This window comes from Bradyrhizobium guangzhouense, assembly GCF_004114955.1.
In the GTDB taxonomy this organism is placed as follows: domain Bacteria; phylum Pseudomonadota; class Alphaproteobacteria; order Rhizobiales; family Xanthobacteraceae; genus Bradyrhizobium; species Bradyrhizobium guangzhouense.
This window is the reverse complement of record NZ_CP030053.1, coordinates 5,379,854-5,398,289: the sequence shown is the minus strand read 5'-3', so window position 1 is coordinate 5,398,289 and position 18,436 is coordinate 5,379,854. Positions and strand designations below refer to the sequence as shown.

The following is an 18,436-nucleotide window of genomic DNA, read 5'->3' as shown; positions in this document are numbered from 1 at the left end:
AACCGGTCTGGCATGCACGAGCTCATTCGCGACATCACTCTCTGTATTCTGTTCGCCTGGATGCTGGGCCTCGCCGCTCATTTCTCCCGGCAGCCGCTGATCCTGGCCTACCTTATCGCCGGCTTCTGCATAGGTCCATTCGGTGCCGGCTGGGTCAAGTCGCAGGAATCGATCAGCGTCATCTCCGAGCTCGGCCTGATCTTCATGCTGTTCATGATCGGGCTCGAGATCGACCTCAAGAAGATCGTGCGGGCCGGCAAGGTGATCCTGTTCGCGGCCGGCGGCCAGCTCCTCGGCGGCTGCCTGCTCGGCATCCTGTTCTTCACGGGCATTGGGCTTTCGCTCGGCGGCGGCCATTTCGATGCGCTCTATCTCTGCATTGCCTGCGCGCTGTCCTCGACCGTCATCATCGTCAAGGTGCTCTACGAGAAGCGCGAGCTCGACACCTTGCCCGGCCGCATCACGCTCGGCGTGCTGGTGCTCCAGGACATTTTTGCCATCCTGTTCCTGGCGGTGCAGCCGAGCCTTGCCAATCTGCAGGTCAGCGTGATCCTGCTGTCGATCGGCCGCGTCGCAGTGCTGGTTGCCGCCGCGCTGCTGGTCAGTCGCTACGTGCTGCCGCGGCTGTTTCACCAGATCGCCCGCCGCCCCGAGCTGATCCTGCTCGGGGCGCTCGCCTGGTGCTTCCTCGTTGCCGAGACCGCCGAGCAGCTTTCGCTGTCGCGCGAGATGGGGGCCTTGATCGCCGGCGTCTCGCTGTCGACCTTTCCCTATGCGCTCGACGTCACCGCCAAGGTCACGACGCTGCGCGACTTCTTCATCACGCTGTTCTTCGTCGCGCTGGGCATGACCATTCCGGTGCCCGGCCTTTCCGTGATCGGGCTGGCACTGATGATCGCAGCCTTCACGGTGGTGAGCCGTCTCGTCACCACCTTCACGCCGCTCTATCTGATGAAGCAGGGCCTGCGTGCGAGCCTGCTGCCGGCGATCAATCTGGCGCAGATCTCCGAGTTCTCGCTGGTGGTGATCCAGACCGGTGTCACCGACAATCACATCGCAGCCGAAACGGCGAATGCGGCTTCCTTCGCCTTCGTGGTGCTCGCCGTGCTTTCGACCTTCGTCATGACGCGCAGCGACGAGATCACCCGCTGGGCGATCGGCCCGCTCAAGCGGATCGGCCTGCGCGATCTCGACCACGGCAACGGCCATGCCGAAGAGGGGCACGAGGGCGGCCACGGCGAGGCGCGCCGCATCGTCATCCTCGGCTTTTTCCGTGCGGCGAGCGCGCTGCTGGCCGAGATCGAGCGGCAGGCCCCGGTGCTGCTGGAGCAGATCACGGTGGTCGACTTCAACCCCAATGTGTACCAGACCCTGCTTTCGCGCGGCCTGCACGTCATCTATGGCGACATCAGCAATGTCGATACGCTGCTCCATGCCGGGATCGGCAAGTCCGAGATGATCATCCTCAGCGTGCCGGACGCGCTGTTGAAGGGCGCCAGCAACGAGAAGCTGGTCCGTCATGTTCGCTCCCTCAATCCGAATGCCTCGATCATCGCCACGGCCGATCTCCTCTCCGACGTCGGCGAGCTCTATGCGGCCGGCGCCAGCTACGTGACCGTGACCCGGCTCAGCGACGCTCATGAATTGTTGACGGTGATCGAGGCGGCGCAAGCCGGCCTGCTGGCCGACAAGCGCGCCGAGCTCGATGCTCGGCTGGGTGAGCGGCGCGAGGTGCTGCCCTGATCGTGGGGGCCGTCTTCCGTCCGGCCGGCGCGGGCCTATATCGCTGGTATCTCCGGTGCAAGCCTGAAAGCCGGGCCGGGGACGGCGCCAAGCATGTGCGGTTGCATCCAGGACACTAGCGCTGGGGTCCAAGTCCGGCTAAGGCGATCCCGGCTAAGGCGTCCCGTGAAGCCGCCGGCCCGTAACCAATAGAGATTGGGACATGCCCGATACCGTCCAGGAAGTCTTGCAGGCCTTTGCCAGGGGCGAGCTCGTCGTCGTGACCGACGACGAGGATCGCGAAGGCGAGGGCGATCTGATCGTTGCCGCCTCATTCTGCACGGCGGAAAAGATGGCCTTCATCATCCGCCACACCTCGGGCATCGTCTGCGCGCCGATTACCACCGAGGATGCGCGCCGGCTGCGGCTCGATCCGATGGTCGCCCACAACGATTCCGCGCACACCACCGCCTTCACGGTCTCGATCGACTACAAGCCCGACGGCGGCACCGGCATCTCGGCCGAGGAGCGCGCCTCCTGCTGCCGCGCGCTGTCCAACCCCAATGCCGGCGCCAACGACTTCGCCCGCCCGGGCCATATCTTCCCGCTGATCGCCAAGGATGGCGGCGTGCTGCTGCGCTCCGGCCATACCGAGGCCGCGGTCGACCTCTGCAAGCTCTCGGGGCTTCCGCCGGTCGGCGTCATCAGCGAGCTGATGAACGACGACGGCAGTGTGATGAAGGGCGAGCAGGTCGCTCAGTTCGCAGCCAGGCACAAGCTGAGGCACGTCACCATCGCCGACATGATCGCCTACCGGCAGGCACGCGAAAAGCTGATCGAGCGGGTCTCGACCTTCACGACCGAAAGCCCGATCGGGCCGCTACAGGGCTATGCCTATCGTTCGCCGTTCGATTCCATCGCCCACGTTGCTTTCGTCTATAACGGCGTCGGTGACGGCAAGAACGTGCTGACGCGCTTCCACAAGCCGAACATCGTCAAGGACACCTTTACCGGCCACAAGCGCATGGCGGCCGTGCTCGAGCACTTCAAGAAGTCCGGCCGCGGCGTGCTGGTTTATCTGCGCGACGGTGCGGCCGGTGTTCCCGTGTCGCCGCTGCCGGATGAGACGGCGACGGAAGCCGACCGCAACCGCCAGTGGCGCGAGGTCGGCGTTGGCGCGCAGATCCTGCGCGATCTCGGCGTCACCTCGATCCGCCATCTCACCTCGTCTGTGCACGACTACAAGGGCCTCTCGGGCTTCGGCATCGAGATCGTCGCCAACGAGCAGCTCGAAAGCTAGACCCAACGCAATTGCACTTGTTGCCGCGGCGCTTTAGTTTGTCGGGCAATTTTCAGACGGAACCAGACCCGAAAGGACGTTTCATGAGCGTGCGCCCTCAGACCAAGGACAAGCCGGCTGCGGCTTCCTTCCAGTGGGACGATCCGTTCCTGCTCGACGAGCAGCTGACCGAAGACGAGCGCATGGTGCGCGACACCGCGCGCGCCTACGCCCAGGACAAGCTGCTGCCGCGCGTCACCAAGGCCTATCTGGAAGAGAAGACCGATCGCGAGATCTTCAACGAGATGGGCGAGCTCGGCCTGATCGGCATCACGCTGCCGGAGGAGTTTGGTTGCGCCAATGCGAGCTACGTGGCCTACGGCCTCGTCGCGCGCGAGATCGAGCGGGTCGATTCCGGCTATCGCTCGATGAACTCGGTGCAGTCCTCGCTGGTGATGTATCCGATCTACGCCTATGGCGACGAGAACCAGCGCAAGAAGTATCTGCCGAAGCTCGCCAGCGGCGAGTGGGTCGGCTGCTTCGGCCTGACCGAGCCCGACGCCGGATCCGACCCGGCCGGCATGAAGACCCGCGCCGAGAAGGTCTCGGACGGCTACCGCCTCACCGGTAGCAAGATGTGGATCTCGAATGCGCCGATCGCCGACGTGTTCGTGATCTGGGCCAAGTCGGCCGAGCACGACAACCAGATCCGCGGCTTCGTGCTGGAGAAGGGCATGAAGGGCCTGTCCGCGCCGAAGATCGGCAGCAAGCTCTCGCTTCGCGCCTCCATCACCGGCGAGGTCGTGATGGACGGCGTCGTGGTCCCCGAAAGCGCGCTGCTGCCCAACGTCTCCGGCCTGAAGGGCCCGTTCGGCTGCCTCAACCGCGCCCGCTACGGCATCTCCTGGGGTGCACTCGGCGCCGCCGAGGACTGCATGCATCGCGCCCGCCAATACACGCTCGATCGCAAGCAGTTCGGCAAGCCGCTCGCTGCGACCCAACTGGTGCAGAAGAAGCTGGCCGACATGGAAACCGAGATCGCGCTCGGTCTTCAGGGCTCGCTTCGCGTCGGTCGCCTGATGGACGAGGGCAAGTTCGCGCCCGAGATGATCTCGATCATGAAGCGCAACAATTGCGGCAAGGCCCTCGACATCGCCCGGGTTGCCCGCGACATGCACGGCGGCAACGGCATCTCGGCCGAATTCCACGTGATGCGTCACGTCCATAACCTCGAGACTGTCAACACCTACGAGGGCACCCACGACGTCCACGCCCTGATCCTGGGCCGCGCGATCACGGGCATTCAGGCGTTTTTCTGAGCGCGCCCGGATTCCGTGGCTCTGTTTTGCTCAACTGTCATCGTCCGCGAAAGCGGACGATCCAGTATCCCAGAGACCTCGCCTTCGCCACGGACGCCACAGCGTACTGGATACCCTTCGCGGGGTATGACGGCGGAGGGTGCGGCTACAGGAAATGCCATGTCCGACAACGACGACGTCCCGTTCAACCGCAACTTTCCGCTGAAGGCCGGCGCCGTCGAGGAAGTTCGTCCAGGCGTCCGGCGGGTGCTCTGTAACAATCCGAGCCCGTTCACGTTTACGGGCACTGTCAGCTACATCATCGGCCAAGGCAACGTCGCGATCATCGATCCCGGTCCTGATGATCAGGCTCATGCGGCCGCGCTGCTCGACGCCGTGCGCGGCGAGACGGTGAGCCACATCTTCGTCACCCACACCCACCGCGACCACTCGCCCAACACGGCGCGGATCAAGCAGGCGACCGGCGCGCCTGTTTATGCCGAGGGCCCGCACCGCGCCTCGCGCCCCCGCTTCGAAAGCGAGAAGCACAATCCGGAATCCGGATCGGATCGCGACTTCGTGCCCGATATCAGGATCGCCCATGGTGACGTCGTCGAAGGCGCCGGCTGGCGGCTCGAGGCCGTGGCGACGCCCGGCCACACCGCCAATCATCTCGCCTTTGCCTGGCCCGAGCGAAAGTTCAACTTCGTCGGCGATCACGTGATGGGCTGGTCGACCTCGATCGTGGCGCCGCCCGACGGCTCGATGATCGACTACATGGAATCGCTCGACCGGCTCGCTGCGCGCGAGGAGGATTTGTATTTCTCCGGCCACGGCCCGGAGATCCCGGAGGGCCAGCGCTTCGTGCGCTTCCTGATCCGTCACCGCAAGGCGCGCGAGGCCTCGATCCTGCACCGCCTCGCCAAGGGCGAGACCGATATCCCGACCATGGTTCGCGCGATCTATATCGGCATCGACCCGCGCCTGACGACGGCCGCCGGCTATTCCGTGCTGGCGCATCTGGAAGATCTCGTCGCGCGCGGTGTCGTCGCGACGGATGGCGACCCGGTGATCGGCGGGACTTATCGGATGGCGGGTTAATCCCCTCCGTCATTCCGGGGCGCCGCGGAGCGGCGAGCCCGGAATCCATTCATCCACCAACTCTGCGGCGCGATGTATTCCGGGAACGTGCTTCGCACGCCGCGGAATGACGGCCGAGGCTACTTCTTCACCGTCTTTGCCGGTGCCTTGGGTGGCGGCGCCACCGGGGTCTTCTTCGCCGGCTTCAGCGCATCGGCGTCGGCGGCGGTGTTGAGATCGTCGATGAATTTGGTCACGCGCGCGGCGTTGCTGCCGAGGTCGCTGTCGAAATAGCGCGAGGCCGAGCGGATATCGACGCGGGAATCGTCGCCGTCAGGCACGACCCTGATCGAGATATCCTCGCGAAAGCCCATGATCGGCGTCCGCGCCACCGCCTCGATGCGTCCCATGCGGCGCGGCGGCTGCGGCTCGCGCTCGTCGATGACGGTCCATTTGCGCTTGATGACGAGCTGGCGTGCGATCGCATAGGCGCGGTCGACGGGAATCTCGAGCTCGATCGGCTCGATATCAGGATAGAACTGGCGCTGCTGCTCAGCCGAGTAGAGACCGGCGTAAACGGCGGTGTTGGTGCCGTCCCCGGTGCGCAGGCGCGACAGCGCATCGAAGCGCGGCGGGTCGATCGGGTCCGTGGTGATGTCGTAGATGTGCGGCAGCTTGCGGTAGAGCAGGGCCTGATACGCGGGATAGGCGAGGATCGCGCCATCGATCAGGAAGGCGAGCAGGATGCGCGCCATGCCGCGCGTGCCGTTCTGCCAGATCGCAGCAAAGCCGGCGAGGCCGAACAGGATGGAAAGGGCGGCAATGCCGAGCCCGCCGAAGAAGGTGGCCAGCGCCGGCTTCATCTCCAGGAAGTCGAAGCGGACGATGATGATCGACACCACCACTGCCACCACCGCGAACACGGCCAGATTGCGCGCCCAGGTGGCGAGGCTGGACACGGGCTCCGTCTGATAGGGAGCGGAAAACCTGCGGGCCATGTCGTTCCATCACCGGTCTTAAGTCGCCGGTTGAGGGCACGGGCGACGGGAGCAAGCTGACCTAGCGCATTTTCCGCTTGGCTGGGAAGCGGTTTATCCCCCGTTTTGGCCGGTGAGAGGCTGGGGCCATGGCGATCGAACCAACGCCCCGCTGCGAGCCACATATTTGTTGTGTGGCGGTTCGCGGAGGGGGCATGGGGAGGCCAGGGACTTGGAAGCCGGGTAACGCGGAGGATGGAAGTGCAACTCTTCCGCAGCGGCTGTTTCTGCTACGGCTGACGATCATTGTCGCATTTTGCACCGGGTTGGTGATGTCCTCGGGGCTATGGATAGGGCCGCGGTCTTATCCACAGGCGCCGGTCTGGTCGCTCCTGCCGCCGATCGAGGGCTCCGTGGCTTTGGCACTCTATGGCGCCCTGTTCGCGCTGGCGGCGCTTGCGGTGATCATTCCTCGCGCGCGCTGGCCGATCGCGGGCTTCCTCATCATCATGATGGCGTTCTGTCTTGCCGACCAGACGCGGTGGCAGCCCTGGGTGTTTCAGTACAGCTTCCTGCTCATGGTCGTCGGGCTCGCGCGCGGTGGCAGCGCAGCGCCGGCCGATGATCTCCAGACGCTGAACCTTGCCCGACTGGTCATCGTTTTCACCTACGTCTTCTCGGGGCTTCAGAAGATCAACCTCAACTTCATGGAGCACGAGTTTTCCTGGATCATCACGCCGATCACCAGCCTGTTTCCGGCGGTGGCGACTCCTCTCGATGCGCTCGGCTTTTTGGTCCCCTTCGTTCAGGTGGCGTTCGCCGTCGGTCTATTGACCAGGCGCTTCCGTCGCGCCTCGCTCGTCGTCGCTGTCGGTATGCACGTCTTCATCCTCGCGATGTTCGGTCCCCTGGGGTTGAACTGGAACGACATCGTCTGGCCATGGACCGCGGCCATGGCGGTGTTCGATGTGCTGCTGTTCTCCGGCACCGATGACTTCATCTGGCGCGACATCGTCTGGAACGTGCGCGATCTTCGCCATGGCGCGGCAGTGGCGCTGTTCGTGGTGCTGCCGGTGCTGAGCTTTTTCAATCTCTGGGATTCTTATCTTTCTTCGGCGCTCTACTCCGGCAATCTCACCGAGGCGCAGATCTATCTCAGCGATCTCGGCGCGGCCTCGACGCCGGACAACGTCCGCCCGTACCTGGTTCACACCTCGGAGAATACCAACGTGCTCAATCTCCAGCGCTGGGCGATCGAGGATCTCAACGTCACGCCCTATGCAGAAACGCGCATTTTCAAGATTATTGCCGGCGATCTGTGCCGCGCCTTGCCCGACAGCAACCAGCTCGTGCTCGTGGTGAAGGAGCAACGCCTGTTCTTCAGCCGCCCGGAGATCGGTTTCCGCTGCTCGCAATTGTGAGAGGCTGCAAGAAGCAGGTCTGCTTGCCAAGCAGGGAGAGAGGCGCACCCGTGGGTGCGCCTCATGTGACGCCTGATTATGAACCAGGCTTCAGTGCGTGATCAGCGGGCAGGCCGAGTCCGACAGCTTTCCGAATGCCTCCTCGCCTGTCATGGTCTGAACCAGCTTGTAGTAGTCCCAGGGCTGCTTGGATTCTTCGGGCTTCTTCACCTGCATGATGTACATCTCATGTTCCATCAGCCCGTCGGCGCGGATCTTGCCGTTGCTGGTGAACATGTCGTCGATCTTCATCTTCTTGAGTTCGGCCATCACCTTGTCGGAGTTGGTCGTGCCGGCAGCCTTGACCGCGTTGAGGTAGGTCATGGTGGCCGAATAGTAGCCAGCCTGGTTCATGGTGGGCTCGCGCTTGGTCTTCTCGAAATAGCGCTTGGCGAAGGCGCGGGTCTTGTCGTTGAGATCCCAGTACCAGCCTGTCGTGAGATAGAGGCCTTGCGCGGTCTTCAGCCCGAGGCTGTGGATGTCGCTGATGAAGGCGAGCAATGCGGCCGGCTTCATCGTCTTGGCGATGCCGAATTCGTCGGCTGCCTTGATCGAGTTGGTGAAATCGTTGCCGGCATTGGCGAGGCCCAGCACTTGCGCACCCGAGTTTTGGGCCTGCAGCAGGTAGCTGGAGAAGTCGGAGGTCGAGAGCGGCACGCGCACCGCGCCGACCACCTTGCCGCCATTGGCCTCGACGACCTTCGAGGCGGATTCCTGCAACTGCGTGCCGAAGGCATAGTCTGCCGTCAGGAAGAACCAGGATTTGCCGCCCTGCTTCACCATGGTCTTGGCGGTACCGTTGCCCAGTGCCGTGGTGTCGTAGACGTAATGCACGGTGTAGGGCGTGCAGTCCTTGCCGGTCAGCGAGGCGCCGGCGGCGCCGATCGCAATGAACGGGATCTTCTTCTCCTTGGCGACATTGTTCATCGCCAGGCTGACGCCGGTGTTGGAGCCGCCGAGGATCATCGTGATGCCGTCGCGGTCGGCCCATTCGCGGAATTTCTGCGCACCGACATCGGGCTTGTTCTGGTGGTCCGAGACCATGAACTCGATCTTGTTGCCGAGGACGCTGCCGCCGAAATCCTCGATCGCCATTTTGGCCGCTTCGACGCCGCCGGGGCCGATCACGTCGGCGTACAGGCCCGACATATCGTCGATATCACCGATCACGACCTTGTTATCGGCCGCCTTTGCGGCGGCCGTGGCCGCCATCGACGTGGCCAGCAGCCAAGGCAGCATTCGCAGCGCAAACAATTTCATCTTGAGTGTTCCTCTTATTGGCTTGAAGTGCGGCGCGACGTTAGGGAGCCGTTGGCTCGGCTCCAATTCGTCTTTGGTCGCGACACCACCAACGAAAAAGGCCCTTGCGGACGGGCAGGGGCCGATTTCGGCTGGTGCTGTCGGTCGGCTTACGCCGCCGCGTTCGGGAAGCGATAGTCCTTGAACTGGTCGCGCAGCGCGGTCTTCAGGATCTTCCCGGTCGCGGTATGCGGGATGCCCTCGACGAAGGCGACGTCGTCCGGCATCCACCATTTGGCGATCTTGCCGTCCATGTATTTGAGGATGTCGTCGCGCGTGGCCTGCTGGCCCTGCTTGAGCTGGACGATCAACAGCGGGCGCTCGTCCCATTTCGGGTGGAAGACCCCGATTACGGCTGCCTCCGCCACGGCAGGGTGGCCGACCGCGAGGTTTTCGAGGTCGATCGAGGAAATCCACTCGCCGCCGGACTTGATCACATCCTTGGAGCGGTCGGTGATCCGCATATAGCCGCCCTCGTCGATGGTCGCGACGTCGCCGGTGTCGAAGAAGCCCTCCTCGTCGAGGATGTTGTTGTCGAGGCGGAAATAGGCCTTGGCGACCGCGGGGCCGGAAACCTTGAGGCGGCCAAAGGTCTTGCCGTCCCAGGGCAGTTCCTTGCCGGCATCGTCGGTGATCTTCATCTCGACCGCGAAGGGCGCATAGCCTTGCATCTGCAGCACGTCGAGCCGGGCCTCGCCGGTGGCGTTCTGGAACGGCGGCTTCAGCGCCGCCACGGTGCCGATCGGGCTCATCTCGGTCATGCCCCAGGCGTGGCGGACGTTCGAGCCCATGTCGAGGAACGCCTTGATCATCGAGCGCGGCATCGCCGAGCCGCCGCAGATCACCATCTTCAGATGCGGCAGCTTCAGATTATTGGCGGTCATGTGCTGGAGCAGCATCAGCCACACCGTGGGCACGCCGGCGGTGTGCGTCACCTTCTCGGTCGAGAGCAGCTCGTAGACCGAGGCGCCGTCGAGCTTGGGCCCGGGCATGACGAGCTTGGTGCCCTGCGAGGGTGCGGAGAAAGCGATGCCCCAGCTGTTGGCATGGAACAATGGAACCACCGGCAGCATTGTCTCGGAGGCGCTGGTGCCGAGCGCGTCGACATTGTTGGCCATCAGCGCGTGCAGCACGTTGGAGCGGTGCGAATACAGCACGCCCTTCGGATCGCCCGTCGTGCCTGACGTGTAGCACATCGCTGCCGCCGTGTTCTCGTCAAAGTCCTTCCATTTGAATTTGCCGTCGGCCTCGGCGATCCAGTCCTCGTAGGCCACGACGTTCTTCAACGTGGTCTCGGGCATATGCGCCTTGTCGGTGAGGATGACGTACCGTTCGACGCTCGGCAGCTTGTCGGCGAGCTTCTCCAGCACGGGCACGAAGGTCAGATCGACCATCACGATGCGATCCTGCGCGTGGTTGATGATCCAGCCGATCTGCTCGGGGAAAAGGCGGGGATTGATGGTGTGGCAGATGGCGCCGATGCCCATGATGCCGTACCAGACTTCGAGATGACGCCAGGTGTTCCAGGCGATCGTGGCGACGCGGTCGCCGAGCTTGATGCCGTCGCGCTCCAGCATCTGCGAGACCTTGAGCGCGCGCTGGTGGATTTCGGCGTAGGTGGTGCGATGGATCGGTCCCTCGACCGATCGCGTGACGACCTCCTGCTTGCCGTGAATCTTGGCGGCGTGTTCGATGATCCGGTGGCAGAGCAGGGGCCAATCTTGCATCAAACCGAGCATTCAGACGTTCCTCCGAGAATTCGCTGGGCGCATTGTCGCTCTCAGCGCAGGGCCAAAGAATTGTCATGAGTTTTAGCCTGCCGGACTTTCGCCGCAAATGGTCTTATCGCGGCAATATGTCCGCCGGCGCGGCAATGGTTACCGCTGCGCTTGGGCTGTCTCTTGTGCTGCCCGAGCCTGTGGATGCACGAAACTATGCTGCGCCGCTCGATATCTTTGGTCTTGGTACGCCGAGGCCACATCGGCGCGTTCACGCCACCAAGATACCGCTACCAAAGCCTCGGCCCGAGGAGGCTCCCAAAGGAGCCGCGGAGGTCACGCCGGAGCCCAGCGACAAGGCTTCCCCGGACAAGCCCCCTCCGGAAAAGCCGGCCGAGGCTGCGCCGCCTCCCGAGAAGCAACTCTCGGCATGCCGGCTGGCGCTGACCGAGGAAATCGCGGTCGCCCCGTCCATTCCCGCCATCCACGGCCCCGGGGCCTGCGGCGGCGAAGATCTGGTGCGGCTGGAGGCCATCGTGCTGCCGGACAAGCGCAAGGTCGCAGTCAAACCGGCGGCGGTCCTCCGTTGCACCATGGCATCGGCGATCGCCGATTGGGTGCGCACCGACATGGTGCCGCTGGCCACCAGCCTCGGCTCGACCATCACCGACCTCGACAATTTCGACAGCTTCGAGTGCCGGGGCCGCAACCGCGTTGCCGGCGCGATGCTGTCCGAGCACGGCAAGGCCAACGCGCTCGACGTCCGTTCGCTCAAGCTCGCCAACGGGCAGTCCATCGGCCTGACCGACCGCACCCTATCCCGCGATGTGCGCGAACGCGTGCTGCATTCGGTCTGCTCGCGCTTTACCACTGTGCTGGGCCCGGGCTCGGACTGGTACCACGAGGATCACATCCACCTCGATCTGGCGCAGCGGCGCAACGACTACCGAATCTGCCAGTGGAATGTCTGGGATCCCCTGCCGCAGATCGCGCCCCTGCTGCCGGCGGAGCGCCCCGAGGAGGCGCCGCCGCGCGAGGTCGCGGCCAAGTCAGAGGGCGGCAAGGAGGGGGCTGATGATCAGGAGAAGCCCGCCGCGCCGGACGACAAGCCGGCAGCCGACTCCGGCAAGAGCAAGCCAGCAACAAAAAAGCGCCGGTAAAACCGGCGCTTTTCGAAAACCTTCGGATCAGTCCGAGATTGTTAGTTGGGGGTCGAAACACCGCCGCCCTGCAGCGCGAGGCGCGAATTGTAGGGCGAGTCGCCGTGCTTCGGCTCGAGCACCACGACGATGGTGCCGATCTTGACGCGGCTGTAGAGGTCGATCGCGTCCTCGTTGGTCATGCGGATGCAACCCGACGAGATCGAAGCGCCGATATATTCCGGCTGGTTGGTGCCGTGAATGCGGAACAGCGTGTCCTTGCCGCCCGAGTACAGGTACATCGCGCGCGAGCCCATCGGATTATCAGGGCCCGGCGCGACGTAGGTCGGCACGCCCAGACGCGAGATCTCGCCCGGGGTCGGGTGCCAGGCCGGCCATTCGGTCATGCTGCCGACCTTGGCGATGCCCGACCAGGCCATGGCTTCTTCACCAACAGTGATGCCGTAGCGGATCGCCTTGCCGCCATCCATCACGTAATACAGATAGTGGTTGTCGGAATCGACCACGATCGAGCCCGGCAACTCCTTGCGGTGATAGTCCACAATGGCGCGACGGAACGGCTCTGCCACCGGCGTATTCTCGTACCGGATCTTGGCAAGGAGTTCCTTGTCATGCGGTTTGAAATTCTGGGTGTTGGTGGCCTCGTAATGCGTGGCCTGCATGCAGCCCGACAGCATGAAGCCGGCAGCCAAAATTCCAACGATAACCTTCAGCGACGACATGGTTCGGTTCCAATCAAAACAATACCGCGCAGGTCCTTGAAGCGTACCACCCAAGGCCTTCGACTCCGTTGCTTTCATTATCGTTGAAATCCGCCACAATTCCAGCTTTTAGGGGCTTATCCCGCGCTGCGAGACCCAACCTGTGGCTTTTTTGCCGCAAGTTTTCCGCGTCTCGGCTGGTTTTTTGGCGCGAAAAGCACAGCTGTCGATTCCGTGCCACAGTTGAGCCATGCCGCCGCCACAAATGCAAACGCTCCGTTAATGTGCTTGTCATCATGAACTTGTCAGAATCGCGCTAAGCGCAGTCATTCTGTCGCAGGGCCCTTCTTGGAGTTGTTCATGTTTTCTGTGTTCGTTCCCACCGACTCCTCCCTGAAGAAGGCCGTCGTCAACGATCTCGAGGCGGTGCCTGATCACGCCGTGTGGGTCGACCTGGTCAATCCGACCGCGGCCGAGGACAAGGCTGTGGAACGGCTGCTGGGGATCGCGATCCCGACACGGGAGGACATGCAGGAGATCGAGATCTCCAGCCGCCTCTATATCGAGAACAGCGCGCGCTACATGACCGCGACGCTGATGTGCCACTCTGATACCGACATGCCCCGGACCACGGCGGTGACCTTCATCCTCGGTGACCACCGCCTGGTCACCGTGCGTTACGACCAGCCCAAGCCTTTCGCCCTCGTCGAGGCGAAGCTCGCCCGTACCTGTGCCCCCGCGATCACGGGCGAAATGGTGCTGATGGAACTGCTGGACGCCGTGATCGACCGTTGCGCGGATATTTTGGAGCGCTGCGGCATGGAGATCGACCAGGTCTCGCACGACATCTTCGAACCGGAAAGCGAGCGCCATGGCCACGCCAAGCAATATTCGCAAATCCTGATCTCGATCGGCCGCAAGGGCGATCTGACCTCCAAGGTCCGTGAGAGCCTGGTGTCGATCGGCCGCGTCGTCACCTTCTTGTCGGCGGTGGTGGAGGGCGTGAAATGGTCCAAGGACATGCGCGAGCAGCTCAAGACCATGCAGCGCGACGTCGCCTCGCTGACCGACCACGCCTCCTATCTCTCCAGCAAGATCACCTTCGTGCTCGACGCCATGCTGGGCGTCGTCAATCTCGAGCAGAACAACATCATCAAACTGTTTTCGGTCATGGCCGTTGTCCTGATGCCGCCGACGCTGATCGCCTCGATCTACGGCATGAACTTCAAGGCGATGCCGGAGCTCGAATGGGAGCACGGCTATCCATTCGCACTGGTGCTGATGGTGATCGCCGCGATCGTTCCGTACTGGATCTTCAAGTGGAAGAAGTGGCTGTGATCCGGCACGCGCTTTCCAAAAATAGTGACCGAGACCTTACGCCGGTCGCCGAGACAAGGCTGATGGTGTCGCAGAATAGAGCGCCATTGCGGCCGCGTCGTGATGTGTGTGCCGTGCCCCAATTCCTCCGGTAAAATTTGAGCGGTGGGCTGAACGTTTGCGCGAAACTTGTCTGCGATAAGCAGCGGGTTAGCCGCGAGGAAGAACCATGGTTGAAAAACACATAACGACGCCCCCCAACGTCATCGATCTGACGAGCTATCGTCAGGTGGTGGCGAGCGGCAAGGCGCCGTCGTTGTCGGCACGCATGTGCCGGCACTGTGGTGCTCCGCTGCTCGACGGCGAGAACGATGACGACTGCTCGACTGCATTCAACGCAGCCGCTGCTCCTAATGCTGCGACGCTGGGGCTGCGCGAACGGTCGCGTCGAATTCGCCTGGACTGAGGAGCGGAAGGAAGAGCGGGCGATCCAGTCTTGCGGCGGCGTTGTGTGGATCGCCTTGCTTCCCGCTCTTTGCGGCAAATCCCGTCAACGTTTCACGATCTCAGCCGTCGAGACGATGGTCTCGGCGATCATGCCGTCGCGGCTGAACGCGGCGAGATGGCTCTCGACATCGCGCAGCGCTGCCTCGACCTTGTCCCCCAGGGCCTCCGGTGACGACGACGAGTAGGTCAGCACGCGTTGTGTCAGGTCCCGCACACTGACCGCGTGGCTGGTCTCGACCGCGACGCGTTCGGTGGGCGCGAAGGCGCTGCCGCGGAAGAACGTTGGCAGGTCGCGATGGGTGCGCGCACCTTTGCCGGCTTCTTGCCAGAGCTTTTCCGGTGACCAGCGGCGGCGGATCTCGTTGTAGCCGTCAACCCACGGGTTGCGGCCGTCGGTGACGGAGAACGAGGCACAGACCAGGATCGCGCCGTCGCGCGCGACGATCTGATCGAGCCGCGCAACCGTCGCCTCGCGATCCATCCAATGCAGCGCACGGCCGATCGTGACGATGTCGAACGTGCCGATGTCGGGGGCAAGCGTCTCCGCCTTGCCCTCGATCAGCGTGAGCGCTTGGCCGCCGCGCGCTGCCGCTTCTCGCGCGGCCTCGATCATGGCAGGTTCGGGATCGACGCCGACGATGCGGCCGACATAGGGTGCGAAGCCGAGGGCCAGCAGTCCTGGACCGGTCCCGAGATCGATCAAGGCGCATCGTTGGGAAAGGCCGAGCTTCTGCGCGACGCCGCGAAAGAACGCGCCCGGGTAGGGCGGGCGCAGATGCTCGTAAGTTGACGCCGTGCTCGCAAACCGGCCCATGCGTCACCCCGAACGTTATCTGGCCTAGACGTGCTGGCCGCCGTTGATGTGGATTTCGGCGCCGTTGACGTAAGAACTGGTGTCCGTACACAGCACGTAGACGATCTTGGCGACCTCGTCCGGCGTGCCAAGGCGGTGCATCGGGATCTGCTGGTCGACGATCTTCTCCGTGCCCGGCGACAGGATCGCGGTGTCGATCTCGCCCGGTGCGATGGCATTGACGCGCACGCCGACACGGCCGAAGTCGGAGGCCATCTCGCGCGTCAGCGCAGCGAGCGCAGCCTTGGAGGTCGCGTACGCCGCGCCCGCGAATGGATGCACGCGCGAGCCTGCGATCGAGGTGACGTTCACGACCGAGCCCTTGGCCGCCTTCAATTCCTCGATCAGGCCGCGCGCGATCATGATCGGCGCGAAGAAATTGACGTGGAAGACGTGCGTCCAGGTGTCGAGGTCGGTGTCGACAGAGCCGAGGCGGGAGCCGCCGGGCCCCTTCGGCGAGATCGCGGCATTGTTGACCAGTGCGTGCAGCATGCCGCCTTCGAGGCGGTCGCGGATTTCGGAGATCGCGCGCGTGGTGTCCCGGGAATCGCCGAGGTCGACCTGGATGTGATCTTCAGGGCCCGCGTCCCACGGGCAATCCTCCGGGAAGGGATGCCGCGAACAGGTGATGACGCGCCAGCCCGCCGACGAGAAACGGATCACGGTGGCGTGGCCGATACCGCGGCTCGCTCCGGTCAGGAGCAGCGTGCGGCGCGGCGCGTTGGACGAATGCGGCATGGACATCTTTCAGGTCGGCCCAAAGATCGAGACAAGGCTCTATGGATACATGCGCGTCTTGGACCACGGCTTGCCGGCCGCGTCACGACGAAATTCGATGCGGTCGTGCAGGCGGAACGGGCGGTCGTGCCAGAACTCGATACGCGCGGGCGTGATGCGCCAGCCGCTCCAGCCCGGCGGACGCGGCACCTCGCCGATGACGTATTTGGCCGCGACCTTGGCGATGGCCTGCTCGAAGGCGAAGCGGCTCTCGAGCTCTTGCGACTGCTTGCTGGCCCAGGCGCCGATCTGCGCCTGCTTCGGTCGTGTCGCGAAATAGCTGTCCGCCTCGGCATCCGCCACCGGCGTCACGTTGCCGCGGATGCGGACCTGACGGCGCAGCGACTTCCAGTGGAATAGTAAAGCCGCCTTAGGATTTGCGGCGAGTTCGCGGCCTTTCTGGCTCGCGATGTGGCTGTAGAAGACGAAACCCTGGGTATCGAAGCCCTTCATCAGCACCATGCGCACGTCGGGCAGGCCGTCGGGATCGACGGTGGCGAGCGCCATTGCGTTCGGATCGTTCGGCTCGCTCTTGATCGCCTCGTTCAACCAGGCCTCGAACAGCGCGAACGGCTCATCGGCGGCGGTGAAATCACCGGATGTTAAGGGTGTCTGGTGTTTCATCGAGGTCGTGTCGGTCATGTCTGGAGTCCGAATTGCGTCCCGCGGCCCAAAGCGCGCTGTTGTCTGCCACTGCCCTATATAGGGCATGGGGACGCGTTGGCCTATCGGCGATGCGGCCATCTGGCCTCGTCATGACGATGATTTTGATCGGGCTCTGCACCGGCGGCTGCAGCATGTCCCGCACCGACACCAACGCCTACGCCAAGGCTGACGACAGCGACCTCACCGGTTCGATCGCGCGGCCGGAGAAGGACGCCGCACCGACCGAGACCGATCTTGCCTTTGCCCGCAACGCCGCCTCCGACGTGCTCAGCATGGGCGACAAGGATGCGAGCCAGCACTGGGAGAATCCGGAAACCGGCGCACGCGGCTCGGTGACGCCGATCGCGCAATCCTACGCCGCCGAGGATGGCCGCAAGTGCCGCGATTTCCTGGCGAGCTATGTCAACGGCACCACCCAAACCTGGCTGCAGGGCGCCGGTTGCCAAAGCAGCCGTGGCCGTTGGGAGATTCATACGCTAAAGCCGTGGCGGAGCTAGGAATCAGCTCCATCAACTAGTTGCAAAAATGCCACTCGCTCCCCACATGGATCGCAGGTGGGGCGGGGAGCCCTTTGAACAATTCGAATTCTTGAAGGAGACGTGACGGATGCGCGACCCCTATGAGGTCTTGGGGGTGCCGCGGAGCGCGACCGCTGCCGCGATCAAGAGCGCCTATCGCAAGCTGGCCAAGAAGCATCATCCCGACAGTAACAAGGGTGATCCCAAGGCCGCCGAGCGCTTCTCCGAGATCAATTCGGCCAACGAGATCATCGGCGACGAGGACAAGCGCAAGCAGTTCGATCGCGGCGAGATCGATGCCGAGGGCAAGCCGCGCTTCCAGGGCTTTCCAGGTGGCGGCGGGCCGCGCGGGCGCGCGGGCGCGGGTCCCGGCGGCTTCGAGTACTCGTTCCGTGGCGGCGCAGGCCCCGGCCAGGGCGCCGGAGCGTTCGAGGACATCCTGAACAGCATGTTCGGCGGCGGGATGCGCGGTGCGCGGCCCGGGGCCGGCGGCGGCGCTCAGTTCGACTTCGACACCGGCGGGATCGGGCTCGATCTCGACGTCAATGTCGCCATGTCCGTCTCGCTGGAAGAATCGGTCAAGGGCGGCGAAAAGCGCGTCCGGTTGCCGAACGGCAAGGAACTCAACGTCAAGATTCCGGCTGGCGTCATCGAGGGCCAGCAGATCCGACTGCGGGGACAGGGCGAGACCGCGCAAGGCCATCCGCCCGGCGACCTCCTGATCACGATCAGCATCGCGCCGCATGCCTTCTTCAAGATCGAGGGCGCCGATCTCAGGATCGATCTGCCTGTTACGCTCTACGAGGCGGTGCTGGGGGCTAAGGTCCGCGTGCCCACGCTCGGCAATGCCGTGGAACTGTCAGTCCCGAAAAACACCTCCAGCGGCCGGACCTTCCGACTCAAAGGCAAGGGCCTGCCAAAATCTGGCGCCACCGGGGATCTCTTCGTCACCATCAGGATTATGTTACCGGACGGGAACGACGCCGAGCTTGAAGCATTGATGGAAAAATGGCGAGACCAACACCCCTACAATCCACGTAGCGGGCTCGGTTAAGGCAAGATCCAAGCGAAGGGGTTTCTCCTAAAGGCCTAGGGCATCACCGA

General features: G+C 63.7%; 17 protein-coding genes. 10 read left to right on the top strand and 7 right to left on the bottom strand.

Annotation, left to right across the window (positions count from 1 at the left end):
- The first annotated feature begins 12 nt into the window (after window positions 1-12).
- The 4 genes from XH91_RS25795 to XH91_RS25775 all read left to right on the top strand — a co-directional run bounded on the left by XH91_RS25795 (window position 13) and on the right by XH91_RS25775 (window position 5,400).
- Complete coding sequence (locus XH91_RS25795; RefSeq protein ID WP_128953194.1) at window positions 13-1,743, top strand: cation:proton antiporter; 1,731 nt, start codon at window positions 13-15, stop codon at window positions 1,741-1,743.
- A gap of 202 nt (window positions 1,744-1,945) precedes the next feature.
- A complete protein-coding gene (gene ribB / locus XH91_RS25790) occupies window positions 1,946-3,022 on the top strand; it encodes a 3,4-dihydroxy-2-butanone-4-phosphate synthase (RefSeq protein ID WP_128953193.1) in 1,077 nt (358 codons plus the stop codon).
- Between the two features lie 83 nt (window positions 3,023-3,105).
- The gene (locus tag XH91_RS25780) at window positions 3,106-4,320 is read left to right on the top strand and encodes an acyl-CoA dehydrogenase (RefSeq protein ID WP_128953191.1); all 1,215 of its coding nucleotides are present in this window, start codon (window positions 3,106-3,108) and stop codon (window positions 4,318-4,320) included.
- A gap of 159 nt (window positions 4,321-4,479) precedes the next feature.
- Window positions 4,480-5,400: an MBL fold metallo-hydrolase gene (locus tag XH91_RS25775; RefSeq protein WP_128953190.1), complete on the top strand. Its 921-nt coding sequence runs from the start codon at window positions 4,480-4,482 to the stop codon at window positions 5,398-5,400.
- Between the two features lie 119 nt (window positions 5,401-5,519).
- On the opposite strand, the gene XH91_RS25770 is transcribed toward XH91_RS25775, so the two are convergent.
- Window positions 5,520-6,377 (bottom strand): DUF1499 domain-containing protein, encoded by an 858-nt coding sequence (locus tag XH91_RS25770; RefSeq protein WP_128953189.1) that lies wholly within the window; start codon window positions 6,375-6,377, stop codon window positions 5,520-5,522.
- A gap of 392 nt (window positions 6,378-6,769) precedes the next feature.
- Here XH91_RS25770 and XH91_RS25765 point away from each other — a divergent pair, with 392 nt between their 5' ends.
- Window positions 6,770-7,777 (top strand): HTTM domain-containing protein, encoded by a 1,008-nt coding sequence (locus XH91_RS25765; protein WP_128953188.1) that lies wholly within the window; start codon window positions 6,770-6,772, stop codon window positions 7,775-7,777.
- Window positions 7,778-7,867: 90 nt separating this feature from the next.
- On the opposite strand, the gene XH91_RS25760 is transcribed toward XH91_RS25765, so the two are convergent.
- Complete coding sequence (locus XH91_RS25760) at window positions 7,868-9,076, bottom strand: ABC transporter substrate-binding protein (protein ID WP_128953187.1); 1,209 nt, start codon at window positions 9,074-9,076, stop codon at window positions 7,868-7,870.
- Window positions 9,077-9,225: 149 nt separating this feature from the next.
- Complete coding sequence (locus tag XH91_RS25755; RefSeq protein WP_128953186.1) at window positions 9,226-10,854, bottom strand: fatty-acid--CoA ligase; 1,629 nt, start codon at window positions 10,852-10,854, stop codon at window positions 9,226-9,228.
- Window positions 10,855-10,919: 65 nt separating this feature from the next.
- Between XH91_RS25755 and XH91_RS25750 the strand changes: the two genes are divergently transcribed.
- Window positions 10,920-11,993, top strand: a complete 1,074-nt coding sequence (locus XH91_RS25750; protein WP_128953185.1) for an extensin family protein — start codon at window positions 10,920-10,922, stop codon at window positions 11,991-11,993.
- Between the two features lie 41 nt (window positions 11,994-12,034).
- Here XH91_RS25750 and XH91_RS25745 read toward each other — a convergent pair whose 3' ends face one another.
- On the bottom strand, window positions 12,035-12,715 hold the full coding sequence (locus XH91_RS25745; protein ID WP_128953184.1) for a L,D-transpeptidase: 681 nt from the start codon (window positions 12,713-12,715) through the stop codon (window positions 12,035-12,037).
- Window positions 12,716-13,054: 339 nt separating this feature from the next.
- Between XH91_RS25745 and XH91_RS25740 the strand changes: the two genes are divergently transcribed.
- Together XH91_RS25740 and XH91_RS25735 are read left to right on the top strand one after the other, a co-directional pair.
- Window positions 13,055-14,032, top strand: a complete 978-nt coding sequence (locus XH91_RS25740) for a magnesium transporter CorA family protein (protein ID WP_128953183.1) — start codon at window positions 13,055-13,057, stop codon at window positions 14,030-14,032.
- A 208-nt stretch (window positions 14,033-14,240) separates the two neighbouring features.
- Window positions 14,241-14,477, top strand: coding sequence for a hypothetical protein (locus XH91_RS25735; RefSeq protein WP_128953182.1), 237 nt, complete (start codon window positions 14,241-14,243; stop codon window positions 14,475-14,477).
- A gap of 84 nt (window positions 14,478-14,561) precedes the next feature.
- Here the strand turns inward: XH91_RS25735 and XH91_RS25730 are convergent, their stop codons facing one another.
- From XH91_RS25730 to pdxH, 3 genes are read right to left on the bottom strand one after another with little or no spacing between them, the layout of a single operon-like run.
- Window positions 14,562-15,332, bottom strand: a complete 771-nt coding sequence (locus XH91_RS25730) for a class I SAM-dependent methyltransferase (protein WP_128953181.1) — start codon at window positions 15,330-15,332, stop codon at window positions 14,562-14,564.
- A 24-nt stretch (window positions 15,333-15,356) separates the two neighbouring features.
- Window positions 15,357-16,109, bottom strand: a complete 753-nt coding sequence (locus tag XH91_RS25725) for an SDR family NAD(P)-dependent oxidoreductase (protein WP_128953180.1) — start codon at window positions 16,107-16,109, stop codon at window positions 15,357-15,359.
- Window positions 16,110-16,148: 39 nt separating this feature from the next.
- Window positions 16,149-16,790: a pyridoxamine 5'-phosphate oxidase gene (gene pdxH / locus XH91_RS25720; protein ID WP_128953179.1), complete on the bottom strand. Its 642-nt coding sequence runs from the start codon at window positions 16,788-16,790 to the stop codon at window positions 16,149-16,151.
- Between the two features lie 113 nt (window positions 16,791-16,903).
- Between pdxH and XH91_RS25715 the strand changes: the two genes are divergently transcribed.
- Entirely contained in the window at window positions 16,904-17,311 is a 408-nt protein-coding gene (locus XH91_RS25715; protein WP_164934245.1) for an RT0821/Lpp0805 family surface protein, read from the top strand.
- Between the two features lie 109 nt (window positions 17,312-17,420).
- Window positions 17,421-18,386, top strand: a complete 966-nt coding sequence (locus XH91_RS25710) for a DnaJ C-terminal domain-containing protein (RefSeq protein ID WP_128953177.1) — start codon at window positions 17,421-17,423, stop codon at window positions 18,384-18,386.
- Window positions 18,387-18,436: the final 50 nt, after the last annotated feature.

Excerpts from the sequence above, each read along its gene's own strand:
- XH91_RS25795 (WP_128953194.1), top strand. The coding sequence starts at position 13 with ATGCACGAGCTCATTCGCGACATCACTCTCTGTATTCTGTTCGCCTGG.
- ribB (WP_128953193.1), top strand. The coding sequence starts at position 1,946 with ATGCCCGATACCGTCCAGGAAGTCTTGCAGGCCTTTGCCAGGGGCGAG.
- XH91_RS25780 (WP_128953191.1), top strand. The coding sequence starts at position 3,106 with ATGAGCGTGCGCCCTCAGACCAAGGACAAGCCGGCTGCGGCTTCCTTC.
- XH91_RS25775 (WP_128953190.1), top strand. The coding sequence starts at position 4,480 with ATGTCCGACAACGACGACGTCCCGTTCAACCGCAACTTTCCGCTGAAG.
- XH91_RS25770 (WP_128953189.1), bottom strand. The coding sequence starts at position 6,377 with ATGGCCCGCAGGTTTTCCGCTCCCTATCAGACGGAGCCCGTGTCCAGC.
- XH91_RS25760 (WP_128953187.1), bottom strand. The coding sequence starts at position 9,076 with ATGAAATTGTTTGCGCTGCGAATGCTGCCTTGGCTGCTGGCCACGTCG.
- XH91_RS25755 (WP_128953186.1), bottom strand. The coding sequence starts at position 10,854 with ATGCTCGGTTTGATGCAAGATTGGCCCCTGCTCTGCCACCGGATCATC.
- XH91_RS25750 (WP_128953185.1), top strand. The coding sequence starts at position 10,920 with ATGAGTTTTAGCCTGCCGGACTTTCGCCGCAAATGGTCTTATCGCGGC.
- XH91_RS25745 (WP_128953184.1), bottom strand. The coding sequence starts at position 12,715 with ATGTCGTCGCTGAAGGTTATCGTTGGAATTTTGGCTGCCGGCTTCATG.
- XH91_RS25740 (WP_128953183.1), top strand. The coding sequence starts at position 13,055 with ATGTTTTCTGTGTTCGTTCCCACCGACTCCTCCCTGAAGAAGGCCGTC.
- XH91_RS25735 (WP_128953182.1), top strand. The coding sequence starts at position 14,241 with ATGGTTGAAAAACACATAACGACGCCCCCCAACGTCATCGATCTGACG.
- XH91_RS25730 (WP_128953181.1), bottom strand. The coding sequence starts at position 15,332 with ATGGGCCGGTTTGCGAGCACGGCGTCAACTTACGAGCATCTGCGCCCG.
- XH91_RS25725 (WP_128953180.1), bottom strand. The coding sequence starts at position 16,109 with ATGCCGCATTCGTCCAACGCGCCGCGCCGCACGCTGCTCCTGACCGGA.
- pdxH (WP_128953179.1), bottom strand. The coding sequence starts at position 16,790 with ATGACCGACACGACCTCGATGAAACACCAGACACCCTTAACATCCGGT.
- XH91_RS25715 (WP_164934245.1), top strand. The coding sequence starts at position 16,904 with ATGACGATGATTTTGATCGGGCTCTGCACCGGCGGCTGCAGCATGTCC.
- XH91_RS25710 (WP_128953177.1), top strand. The coding sequence starts at position 17,421 with ATGCGCGACCCCTATGAGGTCTTGGGGGTGCCGCGGAGCGCGACCGCT.